The 16,192-nt window shown below is 40.1% G+C and carries 20 protein-coding genes; 16 read left to right on the top strand and 4 right to left on the bottom strand.

Annotated features, from left to right (window positions below):
• Positions 1 to 37 precede the first annotated feature (37 nt).
• The 8 genes from cyoE (at position 38) to O2Q26_RS18425 (ending at position 7,222) form a co-directional block, all read left to right on the top strand.
• Complete coding sequence (cyoE, locus tag O2Q26_RS18460) at positions 38 to 973, top strand: heme o synthase (RefSeq protein ID WP_289217239.1); 936 nt, start codon at positions 38 to 40, stop codon at positions 971 to 973.
• Between the two features lie 81 nt (positions 974 to 1,054).
• Positions 1,055 to 2,113 carry a cytochrome c oxidase subunit II gene (gene coxB / locus O2Q26_RS18455; protein WP_289217238.1) on the top strand — a complete coding sequence of 353 codons (1,059 nt, stop codon included), beginning with the start codon at positions 1,055 to 1,057 and terminating at the stop codon, positions 2,111 to 2,113.
• A 33-nt stretch (positions 2,114 to 2,146) separates the two neighbouring features.
• Complete coding sequence (gene ctaD, locus O2Q26_RS18450) at positions 2,147 to 4,015, top strand: cytochrome c oxidase subunit I (protein ID WP_289217237.1); 1,869 nt, start codon at positions 2,147 to 2,149, stop codon at positions 4,013 to 4,015.
• Positions 4,015 to 4,638, top strand: coding sequence for a cytochrome (ubi)quinol oxidase subunit III (locus O2Q26_RS18445; RefSeq protein WP_253935056.1), 624 nt, complete (start codon positions 4,015 to 4,017; stop codon positions 4,636 to 4,638). Before ctaD ends, O2Q26_RS18445 begins: the two co-directional genes overlap by 1 nt.
• Entirely contained in the window at positions 4,639 to 4,965 is a 327-nt protein-coding gene (gene ctaF / locus O2Q26_RS18440) for a cytochrome c oxidase subunit IVB (protein ID WP_289217262.1), read from the top strand.
• Between the two features lie 168 nt (positions 4,966 to 5,133).
• A complete protein-coding gene (gene ctaG, locus O2Q26_RS18435) occupies positions 5,134 to 6,033 on the top strand; it encodes a cytochrome c oxidase assembly factor CtaG (RefSeq protein WP_289217236.1) in 900 nt (299 codons plus the stop codon).
• 73 nt (positions 6,034 to 6,106) lie between these two features.
• Positions 6,107 to 6,562, top strand: coding sequence for a DUF420 domain-containing protein (locus tag O2Q26_RS18430; protein WP_253935059.1), 456 nt, complete (start codon positions 6,107 to 6,109; stop codon positions 6,560 to 6,562).
• Between the two features lie 117 nt (positions 6,563 to 6,679).
• A complete protein-coding gene (locus tag O2Q26_RS18425) occupies positions 6,680 to 7,222 on the top strand; it encodes a GNAT family N-acetyltransferase (protein ID WP_289217235.1) in 543 nt (180 codons plus the stop codon).
• Between the two features lie 50 nt (positions 7,223 to 7,272).
• On the opposite strand, the gene ytvI is transcribed toward O2Q26_RS18425, so the two are convergent.
• Positions 7,273 to 8,331 carry a sporulation integral membrane protein YtvI gene (ytvI, locus tag O2Q26_RS18420; protein WP_289217234.1) on the bottom strand — a complete coding sequence of 353 codons (1,059 nt, stop codon included), beginning with the start codon at positions 8,329 to 8,331 and terminating at the stop codon, positions 7,273 to 7,275.
• Between the two features lie 93 nt (positions 8,332 to 8,424).
• Positions 8,425 to 8,793, bottom strand: a complete 369-nt coding sequence (locus tag O2Q26_RS18415) for a YugN family protein (protein ID WP_289217233.1) — start codon at positions 8,791 to 8,793, stop codon at positions 8,425 to 8,427.
• Between the two features lie 187 nt (positions 8,794 to 8,980).
• On the opposite strand from O2Q26_RS18415, the gene O2Q26_RS18410 reads away from it, so the two are divergent.
• The 4 genes from O2Q26_RS18410 to O2Q26_RS18395 all read left to right on the top strand — a co-directional run bounded on the left by O2Q26_RS18410 (position 8,981) and on the right by O2Q26_RS18395 (position 10,854).
• Positions 8,981 to 9,409, top strand: coding sequence for a CBS domain-containing protein (locus tag O2Q26_RS18410; RefSeq protein ID WP_289217232.1), 429 nt, complete (start codon positions 8,981 to 8,983; stop codon positions 9,407 to 9,409).
• Between the two features lie 213 nt (positions 9,410 to 9,622).
• The gene (ylbD, locus tag O2Q26_RS18405; RefSeq protein ID WP_289217231.1) at positions 9,623 to 9,988 is read left to right on the top strand and encodes a spore coat protein YlbD; all 366 of its coding nucleotides are present in this window, start codon (positions 9,623 to 9,625) and stop codon (positions 9,986 to 9,988) included.
• A gap of 76 nt (positions 9,989 to 10,064) precedes the next feature.
• On the top strand, positions 10,065 to 10,499 hold the full coding sequence (locus tag O2Q26_RS18400; RefSeq protein WP_253935065.1) for a YlbF/YmcA family competence regulator: 435 nt from the start codon (positions 10,065 to 10,067) through the stop codon (positions 10,497 to 10,499).
• Positions 10,500 to 10,578: 79 nt separating this feature from the next.
• The gene (locus O2Q26_RS18395; RefSeq protein ID WP_253935066.1) at positions 10,579 to 10,854 is read left to right on the top strand and encodes a YlbG family protein; all 276 of its coding nucleotides are present in this window, start codon (positions 10,579 to 10,581) and stop codon (positions 10,852 to 10,854) included.
• Between the two features lie 33 nt (positions 10,855 to 10,887).
• Here O2Q26_RS18395 and O2Q26_RS18390 read toward each other — a convergent pair whose 3' ends face one another.
• Positions 10,888 to 11,277 (bottom strand): DUF7147 family protein, encoded by a 390-nt coding sequence (locus tag O2Q26_RS18390; protein ID WP_289217230.1) that lies wholly within the window; start codon positions 11,275 to 11,277, stop codon positions 10,888 to 10,890.
• A gap of 364 nt (positions 11,278 to 11,641) precedes the next feature.
• On the opposite strand from O2Q26_RS18390, the gene rsmD reads away from it, so the two are divergent.
• Both rsmD and coaD read left to right on the top strand, forming a co-directional pair.
• The gene (rsmD, locus tag O2Q26_RS18385) at positions 11,642 to 12,190 is read left to right on the top strand and encodes a 16S rRNA (guanine(966)-N(2))-methyltransferase RsmD (protein WP_289217229.1); all 549 of its coding nucleotides are present in this window, start codon (positions 11,642 to 11,644) and stop codon (positions 12,188 to 12,190) included.
• A 14-nt stretch (positions 12,191 to 12,204) separates the two neighbouring features.
• A complete protein-coding gene (coaD, locus tag O2Q26_RS18380; protein WP_253935069.1) occupies positions 12,205 to 12,687 on the top strand; it encodes a pantetheine-phosphate adenylyltransferase in 483 nt (160 codons plus the stop codon).
• Between the two features lie 9 nt (positions 12,688 to 12,696).
• Here the strand turns inward: coaD and ylbJ are convergent, their stop codons facing one another.
• Positions 12,697 to 13,875 carry a sporulation integral membrane protein YlbJ gene (gene ylbJ, locus O2Q26_RS18375; protein WP_289217228.1) on the bottom strand — a complete coding sequence of 393 codons (1,179 nt, stop codon included), beginning with the start codon at positions 13,873 to 13,875 and terminating at the stop codon, positions 12,697 to 12,699.
• Positions 13,876 to 14,057: 182 nt separating this feature from the next.
• On the opposite strand from ylbJ, the gene O2Q26_RS18370 reads away from it, so the two are divergent.
• Both O2Q26_RS18370 and O2Q26_RS18365 read left to right on the top strand, forming a co-directional pair.
• Entirely contained in the window at positions 14,058 to 14,849 is a 792-nt protein-coding gene (locus O2Q26_RS18370; protein WP_289217227.1) for a patatin-like phospholipase family protein, read from the top strand.
• A gap of 2 nt (positions 14,850 to 14,851) precedes the next feature.
• A complete protein-coding gene (locus O2Q26_RS18365) occupies positions 14,852 to 15,874 on the top strand; it encodes a SepM family pheromone-processing serine protease (protein WP_289217226.1) in 1,023 nt (340 codons plus the stop codon).
• The last annotated feature ends 318 nt before the right edge of the window (positions 15,875 to 16,192 follow it).

The following is a 16,192-nucleotide window of genomic DNA, read 5'->3' as shown; positions in this document are numbered from 1 at the left end:
GAAACTGTGAAGCAGGAGAAGGAGGGAAGATATTTCAATGGACAATCCTAGAACAGCTGAATCACCAGCACCCCAAGTCATCAAATCGACTGTCCGGGAAACTTCATTTTTAGCTGACATTAAAAGCTTAATTAAAGTCGGGATCATAAACTCCAATTTAATTACTACTTTTACTGGCTTTTGGCTCGCTGTTTATTTTACAGGTGCCAGCTTTACTGATCAGTGGCTAACCTTCTTACTGACAATGTTCGGAACCGCTTTCGTAATTGCCGGTGGATGTATTTTAAATAACTGGTATGATAGAGATATAGACCATTTGATGGCTCGAACAGACAGCCGACCAACCGTGACGGGCTCCATACCAATTAACGTTATTAAATGGATGGGAGTCATTGTCTCTGTTCTTGGGATCATCATATTATCCTTTACGACAATTCCGGCGGCTCTCTTCGGCGCTTTCGGATGGTTCACTTATGTTGTTCTGTATACGATGTGGTCAAAGAGGAAGTATACTATTAATACAGTAATTGGAAGTTTCTCAGGAGCTGTACCGCCCTTAATAGGCTGGGCAGCAATCGACCCAGGTTTACAATTGGAAGCGGTCATTTTATTCCTGATAATGTTTATCTGGCAGACACCACACTTTCTGGCTTTAGCTATGAAAAAGAGAGACGATTATAAAGCGGCAGGGATACCTATGCTGCCTGTTGTCCATGGCTTTCGCATGACTAAAAGGCAGATAGTTATATATGTAGCCTGCCTGCTGCCATTGCCGATATATTTAGCGTCACTCGGCAGTATATTTCTATCAATAGCTTTTGCCCTTTCTCTTGGATGGCTGATCCTTGGGATTGCAGGGTTTTTCATGAAGGATGATTATAAGTGGGCAACGTGGATGTTTGTTTATTCTCTTAATTATTTGACCATCATGTTCTTAACGATGGTGTTAGTTACTTTGCCTTTCCCTTATTAGTGAAACTAGCTCATATCTTTTTATGAGCTAGTTCCTATATATATTGTTATAATTCCAAAAAAGAAAGAGAGGTATTACTCAATGAGAGGTTGGATGGGAAAGCTTCGGGCATTCTTCATTTTTAGTGCACTTACCCTTCTATTAACAGGCTGTGGTGTTGATAATCTTAGTGCTCTAAAGCCAAAAGGATACGGCTCGGATTTATTGTTTGATCTTATGATGATCAGTATTGCGATAATGCTATTTGTATTTATTATCGTTATGGCCATCTATACGTTTGTACTTATTCGTTATCGTCAGAGGAAAGGCCAGGAAGATTTCATACCTAAACAAACTGAAGGTAACAAGGCTTTGGAAGTGATTTGGACAGTTATACCTATTATATTGCTGCTTGTATTAGCTGTACCAACAGTTCAAGCTACATTTGATTTAGCTGACGAATCTACAAAAGGTGACGAAGGTGTAACTACGATTGAAGTTACCGGGAATCAATATTGGTGGCATTTCGGTTACCCGGATGACGAGATTTCTACTAGTCAGGATTTATATATTCCTACTGGTGAAAGAGTATACTTAGATATGAAATCAAGCGATGTCATTCACTCATTCTGGGTTCCATCCATTGCTGGTAAAATGGATACCAACCCTGGGGACAATGACAATACGATGTACTTAGAAGCTTATGAAGAAGGAGTCTACTGGGGACATTGCGCAGAACTATGCGGTCCATCACACTCGCTCATGGACTTTCGCGTCATCGCAGTAAGCCCTGAAGAATATGACCAGTGGAAAGAAGACATGCAGAATGTCGACCCTGAAGCAACTGCTGAAGCCCAAGAAGGTCAAGATCTTTACGAAAATAATTGCATGGGCTGTCATGCTATCGGAGACGGGGCAGCAGGACAAGGTCCTAATATGACTAACTTTGCTAATCGTACAAAGATTGCAGGAGTCATTGAACCATCAAAAGAAAATTTAGTTGATTGGATCGTAAATCCTGAGCAATTCAAACCAGGAAACCAAATGCCTGCAAATCTTGTTTCTGAAGATGAGGCGAGTCAAATTGCTGACTACCTAATGGAACTGGACCATTCAGATGTAGGTGCTAGTGCTTCAGAGGCAGAAGTTGAAGAAGAATAAATAAATGTTGAGGTTTTAAAGGGAGGTTAAAGCGTGAGTACTGCACTTGCACAGAATCGTGGACTCGGCGCTATGATTTGGGATTACTTAACAACTGTTGACCATAAAAAGATTGCCCATCTTTATTTGGTCGCTGGTGGTTTCTTCTTCCTAATCGGCGGGCTTGAAGCGATGTTAATCCGTATACAGCTAATGAAACCAGATAATGATTTCATCTCTGCTGGTCTGTACAATGAAATGATTACCATGCATGGTACAACGATGATATTCCTGGCTGCCATGCCACTTATATTTGCTTTGATGAATGCCGTGGTTCCATTACAAATTGGAGCACGGGATGTAGCTTTTCCATTTTTGAATTCACTTGGATTCTGGTTGTTTTTATTCGGCGGCGTTATTTTAAATGTTTCCTGGTTCACAGGAGGAGCTCCTGATGCAGGATGGACGAACTACGCGCCTTTATCTACCGTTTCACCAGGTCACGGTGTCGATTATTATGTTATGGGCCTTCAGATATCAGGTGCCGGTACATTAATCGGAGGGATTAACTTCCTTGTTACGATCGTGAACATGCGCGCTCCTGGTATGACTTATATGCGTATGCCGCTATTTACGTGGGCTGTTTTCGTAACTAGTGCTTTAATTTTATTTGCGTTCCCGGCTCTTACAGTTGGACTATTCTTAATGATGTTCGACCGTATGTTCGGATCGGTATTTTTTGACACGGCCGCTGGTGGAAACGCTATTATTTGGGAACACCTATTCTGGATATTCGGTCACCCCGAAGTATATATTCTCATTCTGCCTTTATTTGGGGCTTTCAGCGATATATTCTCAACTTTTTCTAAGAAGAGACTATTCGGGTACTCCGCAATGGTTTTTGCAACTGTATTGATTGGTTTTCTTGGGTTCATGGTATGGGCTCACCATATGTTTACGGTAGGTATGGGGCCAATCGCTAACTCGATTTTCGCCGTAGCTACTATGGCTATCGCGGTTCCTACAGGAATTAAAATATTCAACTGGATGTTCACCATGTGGGGAGGAAACATTAGAATGACAGCAGCTATGCTCTGGTCTGTCGCTTTTATCCCATCCTTTACTATTGGTGGTATGACAGGTGTTATGTTAGCTGCAGCTGCAGCAGATTACCAGTATCACGATACTTACTTTGTAGTCGGGCACTTCCACTATGTTATTGTAGGCGGGGTAGTATTCGGTCTGTTTGCAGCTCTTCACTACTGGTGGCCGAAAATGTTTGGAAAAATATTGAATGAAAAGCTAGGAAAGTTAGCCTTCTGGCCATTCTTTATCGGTTTTCACCTGACATTCTTTATACAACACTTTCTTGGTCTTATGGGAATGCCACGACGTTATTGGGTATTTTTAGAAGGTCAGGGGCTTGAAGCAGGAAACTTGATCAGTACGATCGGTGCTTTCTTAATGGCTATCGGAACTGTAATTTTCCTAGTGAATGTTGTCTATACAAGTGTTAAAGCTAAAAAAGTAAGCGGAGATCCTTGGGATGGTCGCACTTTGGAATGGTCTATTCCATCTCCACCGCCTCACTATAACTTCACTCAAACTCCACTTGTACGCGGTCTTGATCCGCTTTGGGTTGAGAAGAGTGAAGGCAAGAAAGGTATGACACCTGCCGAGCCATTAGGTGATATACACATGCCTAACGCATCGATATTACCGTTTCTAATTTCCCTGGGGTTATTTATAGCAGGTTTTGGATTTATCTACCAGGTAGATAATAAAGCTTGGTTAATCCTCGTATTCCTTGGTATGGGTCTTACGCTAGGTTCTATGCTGACCCGATCATTGAAAGATGATCTTGGGCATCACATTCATAAAGAAGAGCTTGAAAAAGATCTTGAAAAGGGGGCTGGTGAATAATGAGTCATGATGACGTACTCAATCCTAAGCAAATGCCACATGATCCCGAGAAAGCCACCCTCGAGGGTAAAAATAAATTTTTAGCCTTCTGGTTTTTCCTGGGAGGAGAAACAGTACTTTTCGCCAGTTTATTCGGTACTTATCTGGCTTTGAACCGCTCCACAGCTGGTGAGAATACGCCAGAAAACCTATTTGGGTTAGAGTTAGTATTCATTATGACGATGCTGCTATTAACTAGTTCACTCACTAGTGTTTATGCGATGTATCACATGAAAAACCATGATTTCAAAAAGATGCAGCTTTGGTTAGGTATAACCGTAGCATTAGGGTTAGCCTTCTTAGGATTTGAAATTTATGAGTTTGTGCATTATATACATGAGTACGAATTTACATTCAGATCTTCAGCATTTGGTTCTGCCTTTTATACCTTGGTTGGTTTTCATGGCGGGCACGTATTGTTCGGATTATGCTGGATTGTAACTTTAATGATTCGTAACTCTAAACGGGGCTTGAACCTATATAATGCGCCGAAGTTTTATATTGCAAGTCTCTACTGGCACTTTATTGATGTTGTATGGGTATTTATCTTTACTGTCGTTTACTTGATGGGAAAGGTGGGCTAAATAGTGGACAATCAATCACAAACACCACAGCAGAAAGTCGAATTTGAACGAAAGCAGCATAAAGAAGAAATGAAGCAGCAAGTCATTAGCTTCGCTTTAATGATTCTTTTCACATTCATTGCTTTCGGGATGGTTTTACTAGATATTGGCTCTGTATTTTTAGTTCCAACTTTGCTGCTGCTTGCAGTAGTTCAAGTTCTTTTCCAGCTTTATTATTTCATGCATATGAAAAATAAGGGACATGACATGGTTGCCGTTATGATGTATGGTGGGTTAGCTGTAGCGATATTAACGATAATCGCATTCACTACGATCATTTGGTGGTAGAGAGCAAAAAGACCGGAATTTCCGGTCTTTTTTGTTTGCATTTATGGAAGGCCGCACTTTATGTCCAATTTATGAACAATAAAAAATGTCTTAAGCAAGGCTCGTTTTTTATCCTGATATTCGTTAGAATAGAGTAGAACAAGTATAGGAAACTGGGGTGAGCTACAAATGTGGTTAGAACTTCAAATTTTTGGATTTCGTGCATTATGGAGTCCTTATTATTTAGTATTCATTATAGCTTTAGCTGCTATTTATTTTTATGTCACTGGGCCTAAACGTAAAAAGGGAGAAGAACGTCCTACCATTAGTCAGCAACTGATGTTTTATTCTGGACTTTTTTTACTGTATATTATCAAAGGGTCGCCTGTAGATTTATTGTCCCATATCATGTTTACAGCTCACATGACGCAAATGGCGTTATACTATTTACTTTTCCCTATATTGATCATTAAAGGTATCCCTGTATGGATTTGGAGAAAAGTATTTAGCGTGCCTATTCTGAGCAGCATCCTGCGTATCGTTACCAAACCTTTATTAGCTTTGATTGTATTTAATGGAGCGTTCTCCATTTATCACATGCCTGTTTTATTTGATTACGCAAAGTCTAATGAAGCCGCCCATACCATAATTACAACACTTATTTTACTTACGGCATTCTTTATGTGGTGGTCCGTTTTCACACCATTGAAGGAAATGGATCGCTTAAGTCCGATATTAAAGATAGGTTTTATTTTTGCTAATGGGATATTAATTACACCTGCATGCGGTTTGATCATTTTTGCTGGTACTCCTTTATATGAAACGTATACGCAATCTGGCGCCTGGATGCAGGCGATGAGTTTATGCGTTCCTGCAGATGTATTGAATGGTATTTCCAGCTCACTTAGTGGTCCAGAATATTTTACTCCTATGCCTTTAGTAGAAGACCAGCAGCTTGGTGGAATTATAATGAAAATTACACAGGAGATTATCTTCGGTGTAATGATCGCCAGGATATTCTTTACATGGTTCAATCGAGAAAGAGACACGATCGATCCACTTCCTGCAAACATTCAAACAGAATCATAGGACGGAAATAATTCATTTATTAACGATATTTCGGCTCCTTATTCTGTAAGCTTTTAAAGAGGAGAAAACATCTATGCCTTTATTGCCGACATTAAGTACATTTTTTATAGTAGTAAGCGCAATTCTCGTAGCTTTCGGTTGGGTGTTTATAGCTAAAGATAAAAGAAAAGCCCACAAACGAACTATGGTAGCTGCTTCAATCAGCGCTCTTACTTTTTTTATCATATACGTAAGTCGTACAATTTTTGTCGGGAACACAAGCTTCGGAGGTCCCGACCAAATAAAAACTTACTATACGATCTTTTTAATCTTTCACATCATTTTGGCTACCACGGGCGGAGTGTTCGGATTAGTCACATTGAATTTGGCTTTAAAAAGGAAGCTCCCTAAACATAGAAAAATCGGCCCTGTCACTAGTGTCATTTGGTTCTGTACAGCTATTACAGGCGTCATGGTTTATTTATTGCTATACATTATTTATGATGGGGGAACAACAACGAGTATGCTTAAAGCTATTTTCGGCTTCTAGAGACAGTCAGAATCATCTGGCTGTTTTTTTTATGATTTTGTTTAATAAGTATAGGAAACAGGTATACAGGTGACTATGACTAATATATTACATAAAGGAAAGGGAGTAAGAAAGTAGATGGAATTCTCATCCGCTCGAATTAAATTCGTCCCGATAACAGTAGAGTTGGCTCAAACGATAATGAAGAATCCTCTGGGATTTTATTACAAATACCGGCTTCCCTGGAATAAAAGCTGGCCGCACGATGGTTTGAAGGCGATGCTGCCTTTTTATGCAGAAGCTTTAGAAAAAGATTCTCAAATGCTGGGTTTCGGGCCGTGGATTATGATTGATGTTGATCAAGAACTAGTGATAGGAGATATAGGCTTTAAGGGTCCCCCAGATGAAGAAGGGGTGATCGAAGTGGGGTATCATGTAGTAGAAAATGAGCGAAACAAGGGCTACGCTACAGAAGCTGTTAGAGCGATGTGTGAATGGGGATTCTCACACGATAAAGTATGTAGCATCGAGGCTCAATGCGGTAAGCGGAATGTTCCCTCTCAAAAGGTTTTGATTAATAATGGCTTTTCCCAAACTTTAGTGAATCGAGATATGTTCACTTTTGAGAAGAAGAAACAAAAGAGAAACAATAAAAAATCAGAGTTTAATCAAGAAATGTAAAAAACCTTTCTCCATTCTGAGTATGGAGAAAGGTTTTTCTTCGGTTTATTTTATAATTTGAAGTTCAATTTAATGATCCCTGCTTCTTTAGCTGAATTGAACGCGATGACAAGTAGAGGCCCCAATATAAAACCTAAAATTCCTATAAGCTTAAGGCCGATATACATAGCAATGAGCGTGGCAAGAGGAGACAATCCTATATGTCTTCCCATTACTTTCGGTTCAACTGTTCTGCGGATAGCCAGTAAAACAATAGCCAGCACGGCTAATTGTCCCCCCATAGTAAAATCTCCTGTAATGAACATATAAAGTGCCCATGGCCCTAAAATCACGATAGATCCGATGATAGGGATGAAATCAACGATCCATACGATCAGAGACATGACAATAGCTACTTCAGGCGATATAAATAATAATCCGATGACGCAGACGAAGAATATAATGATGCTTACTAAAAACTGTGCCTTTAAAAAGCCGAAAACAACATAAGAAAGACGTGCATTCATAAATTTTACTTTTTCTGAAGTGGCTTCCGTGAAATTACTATGCATTTTATCTTTAAGACGCGGCAGTTCCAGCATAAATAGAAATAATGCAATTAAATAAACAAGGAAGCTCACTAAGTATTCTGGAATTTTTGCCGCAAAAGCAGCTATGTTGCTGAGCTGTAGCTTCTGGCTCAGCGTTTGTGTTGTCGAGTCGATCGTATTCATAAGTTCTATGGATACTTTATCGACGAACTCCTGGGGCATATTCTGTGTAAAGCTGTTCATATCATTTTGCCAATTTAGCAGGACGTTGTTGATCTGGTTGATGTACATCGGTGTATTGTCTGCTAATTCAACTATTTGGGTCACTGCACGTGTAACCGTATAGGCGCCGAGCATAGATATCATCACTAAAAATAATAAAAATGCAATCGTTGCAGCCATTTTTCGATTAAGTCTGAATTTAAACTGCATCCAGCGTACTGCTGGGTTTAAGAATAATGCAGTAACAAAGGCGATGATTAGTGGAACAGATACGGGAAGTATAAAATAACCCGCTATGATGAATAAAAGAGCTAAGAAAATCAGTATCCACTGACGTTTACTAAGGTAGCGGAACAATTTTGTAAATCCCCCTCTATATTAATTCGTTGACAATACTCTAAAAAAGCCGCTCACCAAACAAGGTGTGCGACTTATTCTGTATGCTGATGACTATGATTTTTGATGCTGAACTACAGCTTCTTGTAGGTTTTGAACGGCTTTATTCGCTCTTTCGATTAAACTTGAGGTGAATTCCTCTTGTTCGCCATACTCAACACCGTGTGGATAATAATGTTTTCCTAGCAAAGGGGTAACTAATTGAATGACAGCGTTCCCACGGTCTACGTCCCCTTCTATAGCATAACCTTGAATTCGAATGTAGTACGTGACGTTTTTTTCTGGAGAGTCTACCTTATAATCATAAGTCACTCGTTCGTAGTCCCAAGAACCGCCTAAAATAAATCCATTGCTTTCCATAATGTGGGTCAAAGGTTTTAAATCACAGACTAGTCCCTCGATCCCAGTACCTTCAAGTTTCATTCCTGTCACCTCGCAAATTTTATGTATATGCATTCATTCTAATATGAAACAGAGGAAGTAGCAATTTTTGAATTCCTCGTATCGCGCCATTTAATTATACTATAAATTAATGGTGTTTGCATGATTTAATCGTTCTGATTCGGGGATACTAACCAGTGAAATTTGAATAAATGAGGAGGATTTTTTCATGAAAAAGGTTAGAGACATCATGAGCACTGATTTATCGGTGTGTCAGACGAACAGCAGCTTATATGACGCAGCTAATATGATGAAACAGCAGGGTGTAGGGGCTATCCCTATCTGTGACGGCAATGGTCAAATAATGGGGATGGTTACAGATCGTGACTTAGCCGTTCGCGGTTATGCAGGTCACAGCCCTGACTCAACACCTGTTCAACAAGTGATGAGTGACAAAGTTTATAATATCAGCCCAGAAGCTAGCCTGGAAGAAGCCAGCCAAATGATGGCTGAACACCAGGTGCGCCGTCTGCCTGTCGTGGAAAATGGCAAACTTACTGGTATAATTTCACTAGGTGATCTTTCGACAGAAGAAAAATCGGATCAGGCAGCTGGAGTTGCACTGCAAGAAATTTCAGAACGTCCTGAACTTCACTAAGCTAAAAAACGGTCTCCTTATGGGAGGCCGTTTTTTATTTTGCCCTGTAAACTCGAAACCCAAGTCTTCAACGATCCTGCCATACCGTTGAATAACTTTTCATGAAAGATCAACAATGACGTTAAACTTAGCTTTTGTATTAACAAGTGATGAACGAACTGAAAAAAAATGCATAGGCTGTATTGTAGATAAGAGTAGTGAGGTGTGAGAATCATGAGTGGACACAATTTACATCCGAGTGTTCAGAAATTCAAGGCATTCGTTAAGCAGCATCCACATATTAAAGATCATCTAAGAAAAAATCACGGGCTGATTCAAAGTTATTATGAAAAGTGGATGATCCTCGGGGAAGATGATCCTTTTTGGGATACACTGCCCGACGTGAAAAATGAAGGGAAAATGTCCAAAAAAGAGTGGATGAAGCAGTTCGGTGTTTTACTTCAAGAGATTGACTGGGAAGATGTTTCAAAGCACATTGATGATCTTAATGGCGCCATCGGACAGATTCAGCAGATCATTTCAAATGTTCAGCAAGATAAACAAGAGAGAAGACCCCCAGTTGAATACCCTTACTATTAAAAAAAAGAGGCAGATGGAAGTATATTTCAATCTGCCTTGGATTTTGTTATGATAAAGGTGGAGGTGAACGCAAACCATGTTAGCAACAATGGAAATTGTCGATCTTATAGACCGTTCAGAAACCATCGGACAGATGATTATGGATTCAGAAGTCATGGCGCAGTATCATCAGGCTAAATTAGATATGGAAACTGATGAGGAAGCTCAAACTTTAATCCGTAATTTTAAAAATATAAAAGATCAGTACGAGGATGTTCAACGATTCGGTCGTTATCATCCAGATTACAATGATATCATGAAGCGCGTTCGCAGTGTGAAACGTGAAATGGATATGCATGAGAAAGTCGTTCAATATAAGAGAGCGGAAAGAGAAGTGCAAAAGTTACTTGATGAAATCAGTCAAAGTGTTGCCTTTAGTGTGAGCGAACAAATCAAAGTGCCTCGTAACGGAATGGTATTTGATTCTGGATGCGGATGTGGCAGCGGAGGAGGCTGCGGCTGTGCCTCGTAGTTTATTTATATGAGTATGATTGATGGAATACTTATCCTCTGATAAACTAAGTCTAAACTCTTAAAAAGTAGGGAACGTCATGAGAACAAAAAGACAAGGTCTGATTGTTTATTTTCAACATATGAAAAATATAAGACAAATCAAGAAACAAGGGCATTTGATTCACGCTTCAAAAAAGCATAAGTATGCTTTGATTTATGTTAATCAGGACGAAGTCGATTTTAAAATGGACAAACTGGAAAGGCTTCCATTCGTCTCTAAAGTTCTTATTTCCCATAAGCCTGACATTAGGACAGACTTCGAAAATGCAAAGCCTGATAAAGCGAAACAATACGATTATAAAATGGGTATATAGAAAAGCGGCCGTTAAAAAACGGCCGCTTTTGTTTTAACTTAATGGGGACAAGATACGGTTTGTTCTTAAGATGCCTATTAAATAGTTATAATAAAGTTCAGTTTCTGGAAACATAGTAGAAGGCTTTACTGTGAATTCAGTCACTGTCTTCCCAGCACTTTCAGCCACGGCTTGAAATAAATCGAAGCGCTTGTTTGGTTTCTCGTGGGGATTCGGTATCCCTTCCCGGCATATATAAATAGGTTGAAATTTTTGCTGCGAGGTCGGTTTCATAATGAAAGCCAGCGAAGAGACAGCCTGACTAGATTTTTCACAATAAAAAGCAATAGCATAATCAATTCGTTCGGTCATTTGTTCTCCTAATTCTAACAATTCATAGATATCTGCGTAACCTTCCCCTAATTCAATGAACTTTTGTCTCATAATAAGCCTCCCGTTTTTCATCTTTTGTTACTTTACCATTTTTTATAGTTTGTGCACCACTTGATTTTAATGATAAGTTAAAAACGAGGTTTAAAAAAGGATAAAAAAATAGGGCTGTCCATAATGGGACAGCCCTTCTTTCTGCTTTCAATAGAAAAGCAAAAAGCAAAGGGAGAGGAGAAACCGGTCGAAAAACTTATGGGGAAATAAGTCTTCACCGTTTCCAGAAGCAAAAGTCGCTGCTTCTGTTAACAGTATGACCTAAAAGGAATTTTTTATACTGATTTTTCTGTTCTTAATTAAAAATTTCCAGTGGGCGCTTAATTATGGTAGGATTATTGTGAATGTAGAGAGGGGGCCCACAATGAGAGTGATTTCAGGTGAGCACAAAGGGCGTCAGCTTAAGCCTGTACCAAACCATAAGACAAGACCGACAACAGATAAAGCTAAAGAATCCTTGTTCCAGATGATTGGACCTTTTTTTGATGGAGGATCAGCTTTGGACTTGTTTGCCGGCAGCGGTGGTCTTGGGATAGAAGCTTTAAGTCGTGGTGTAAACGATTGCATTTTTATTGACCAGCAGCAGAAAGCCGTACAGGTTATCCATCAGAATTTAGAAATGCTGCGTTTGAAAGATAGAGCAGAAGTCTTTAAAACAGATGCTTATGTGGCCATGAAGGCAGCAAGCAAAAGAGGTTTGAAATTCAATTACATATTTCTCGACCCTCCTTACAAAAAATTCTCTTATAAGGAGTTAATAGAGAAGCTTGTACAATACGACCTCTTGGCTGAAAATGTTATTATCGTTTGTGAACATGATGCTTCAGAAGAAGTACCTGATAAAGTCATGCATCTCAAACTTATGAAATCAGAAAAATATGGGAGTAACATAGGCGTGTCCATTTTTCAGTAGGAGGTTAGCTATAAATGACAAGATTAGCGATATGTCCAGGAAGTTTTGATCCAGTGACTTACGGCCACTTAGATATAATTCAGCGCGGTGCTCAAGTTTTTGACCACGTGACGGTAGCCGTTTTTAATAATCAAAGTAAAGCTCCTTTATTCGATGTAGATGAAAGAGTGGCTCTGCTTAGGGAAGTTACTAAATATTTTGATAACGTTTCTGTAGATTCTTGTAATGGATTATTGATGGATTATGCAGAAGAAAAAAATGCTCAGGCTATTATTCGCGGTTTGCGTGCTGTCAGTGATTTTGAATACGAAATGCAAATCACATCAATGAACAGAAAATTGAATCAGCAGATCGAAACATTTTTTATGATGACAAATAACCAATATTCTTTTCTAAGTTCAAGTATTGTCAAAGAGGTGGCTAAATATCGAGCGAATATTTCCGATTTAGTACCTCCTCCTGTCGAAGAAGCTTTAAAAAAGAAATATCAAAAATAAAGCAGCCTCTCAGGTCTGCTTTATTTTTTTGAATTCTAATATCAACGCCAGGACTATAGCGCTTAGGGTTAGTATCGGGCCAACAACGAACATGAAATCAAAGTAGGAGTAGTTATAGACTGACGGTTCATTAAATATTTTGACAGCTTGAAGGCTGGTCATGCTGCTCCATTTGAAAATCATAAGCATGATCAAGACAGCTGAACAACCGTGGATGATTCTAGCTATGAAGTAAGGAGTAAATCTAATATCAGTATCGGCAAGTATACTTGCAATTTGTGCCTGAATAGAGAAACCGTGAAACCCTAACATGAAGCTGACAATCGAGAGTTGCGTGACGAGTGAGGCGTTTGATGAAGTAATTTCCCCAATACCGTTTGTCATCTCGAGCATCCCCGTCAATATTGGAGTTTGAAGATCTGGTGGAACATGGACTAGCGACAGAATGTTAGAGGCGGATGAAAAAAGAATACCGTCTTGTAATAAACCGGTTAAGACGGAGAATAATATGATAAATCCCCCCACTAAAAGAAGGGTTTGTACTGATTTAATTACTGCATCGCCCAGTAATTGGCCGAAGGGTCTTTTATCTTCTAATCGAGCTAGATGGATCGCTAAAAATGCTTGTTTAAATGAAAAATCTGACGAACGGTCATTAGAACCTTGGTCGGAAAACCCATAGAATCTCATACAGACACCGACGATTAAACTTCCACCGTAATGTGCCACCGCTAAAAACACCCCTAACGCCGGGTCACCGAAAAAACCTACAGCAACAGCGCTTAAAATGAACAAAGGGCTTGAAGCGTTGGTAAAGGCAACTAATCGTTCAGCTTCGATTTGGGTGACTTGTCCTCTTTTACGCAATTCTGCTGTCCATTTAGCTCCAGCAGGATAACCGCTGGCCATGCCCATCACCCAGACAAATCCGCCTGCTCCCGGTACATTAAACAAAGGTTTCATTATTTTCTCAGATAATATCCCTACTCCATGGACAACACCAAGACCGAATAACAGCTCGGCTATTATGAAGAAAGGGAGCAGGGAGGGGAAAACGATTGTCCACCATAGGTTCAAGCCGCGCGTGCTGGCCTCAAAAGCTACATCTGGCATTTGAATAAGAGAGATGGTCAAATAAAGGGATGAAATTGTAAAAAATAATGTCTTGAAATACGACAGTACGATCACCTCAAAGATTTCTCGATTTCTGTACTTCTAAAATCATCCATAGTAAAATAGGGATAGATTTTGTAACGATTACTTATTAGTACGCTCATAAGTGCGGATCATATTCCATAAAATAAAAGGGAAAAGGTCATGAAATTACGAACTGGTCAACTGACTTATTGTTACCCAGGGGGAGATGCGGATTGAAACAGCCTAAGATCGGACTGGCTCTTGGGTCAGGCGGTGCACGTGGATTCGCTCATTTAGGTGTGCTGAAAGTACTGCATGAAAATCAGATTCCTGTACATATGATTGCGGGAAGCAGTATGGGGGCTTTGGTAGGCTCCTTGTATGCAGCTGGGCAAAAAATCGACGACTTGTACAAGTTAGCCTTTACATTTAAACGGAAATACTACCTTGATTTTACCGTTCCTAAAATGGGGTTTGTTCAGGGGCGTAGAATTAAAGAGTATATCCGTTTATTTACGTTTGGGAAAACTATAGAAGATTTCACCATTCCTATGTCTATTGTAGCTACTGATTTAACAACTGGTGGTAAGAAAATATTTCATAAAGGGCCTGCATGTGATGCGGTAAGGGCGAGTATATCGATTCCTGGCATCTTCGTACCCGAAAAAATTGACGGGCGTCTATACATTGATGGAGGGGTGATCGATCGTGTCCCTGTCTCTGTGGTGAAAGACATGGGTGCCGACATTATCATCGCAGTTGACTGTTCTCATACAGATGCAGAGCCTACGATTCACTCGATATATGACGTCATTATACAAAGCATCGATATTATGCAAGATGAATTGGCTTCAGTGACTGAGCGCTCTTCCTTCACTGATATTATGATTCGACCAGATGTAACGAAATTCAGCTCACGAGCATTTACAGACCTTCAAGAGATTGTAAAAGAAGGAGAAAAAGCAGCAGAGAATGAGATAGACAGCATCCTGAATAAGATTAGGGATTGGAAGGAGTCAACATAAGTATGAAGTCCAACAAAAGAATGATAATCACCGGTATTATAGCTGTGCTGATTGTAGCTTTTATCGGTGCATATCGCTTGCCATTCTATATATATAAGCCAGGGACAGCTGATGCTCTTGAGCCATTCGTTGAAATCGAAGGTTCATTTCCTAGTGAGGGAGATATGCATTTGGTTACAGTGAGAGGTGGACAAGCTACCCCGCTTCAATGGGTGATCGCTAAAATACGACCCTATTATGAAGTCGTTCCTATTGAACAGGTAAGACCTGAAGGTATTTCACAAGAAGAATATTTCCACGCACAGCTTCAGCTTATGGAATCTTCACAGGAAGCGGCCAAGGTCGTAGCCTATGAAACAGCTGATCGTGATATTACTATTGATTATGAGGGTGTGTTCGTCGTTAATACGCTTGAGGGGATGCCTGCAGAAGAAGAATTGCAGCCTGGAGATCAAATAGTTAGTATCAATAACCAGGAAATAAATGAATCTGCCGAACTGGTTGATTATGTGGAAGATCTGGAGGAAGGCGAAAGTGTAACCCTTTCGATAAAAAGAGAAGATGAAACACTAGAGAAAGAAATTGAAGTCGCCCCTTTCCCGAATGAACCAGATAGAGTCGGCGTCGGCATCTCATTAGTTACAGATCGTTCGGTTGAAGTCAATCCTGAAGCTGAAATTAAAAGCGGAGAAATTGGAGGACCGAGTGCGGGGTTAATGTTCTCCCTGGAAATGTACGACCGTTTGACGGAAGAGGATATAACGAAAGGTAAACAAATTGCTGGTACAGGCGAAATAGACTACGATGGAAGAGTTGGCAGGATAGGCGGAATTGATAAAAAGGTAGTAGCCGCTCATCGAGAGGGAAGTGACGTGTTTTTTGCTCCTAACGAAGGTGGAGTTGAGGGATCGAATTACGAGATCGCTAAGGAAGCTGCAGAAGATATAGGAACTGAGATGGAAATTGTTCCGGTGGATAATTTCCAGGATGCTCTTGATTATCTTGAAGAAATGGAAGCGAGTTAATCTGGATATGAAAATTAAATTGAAGGGCTGTCCTCAAAGTCTAAGAATAAGACTTTGATGGACAGCCCTTTTTCCATTTCATGTTCTGTTAAATTACAGTGTTTCACATAAGCTCCCTTTAGTGGAAGACTCAGATTCGAGATATTCGCGCTGTTTCCGTTATGAGTGACAGCGTTTAGAGCTCCGGGAATTCACTCGCTTTCCGTGGGAGCGCAGTGAGCCTCCTCGAGCTAACGCTCTCCGGGGTCTCACCAAGCACTCTTTTCCCACAGGAGTCTCGCAATTTCCCGGAGCTCTTTGCGATGATTAGGTGGTACG

Origin of the sequence: Halobacillus campisalis (genome assembly GCF_030345335.1) — a bacterium.
Lineage (GTDB): Bacteria > Bacillota > Bacilli > Bacillales > Halobacillaceae > Halobacillus_A > Halobacillus_A campisalis.
Note: the sequence above shows the minus strand (reverse complement) of the source record. Positions and strands in the feature narration are given on the sequence as shown.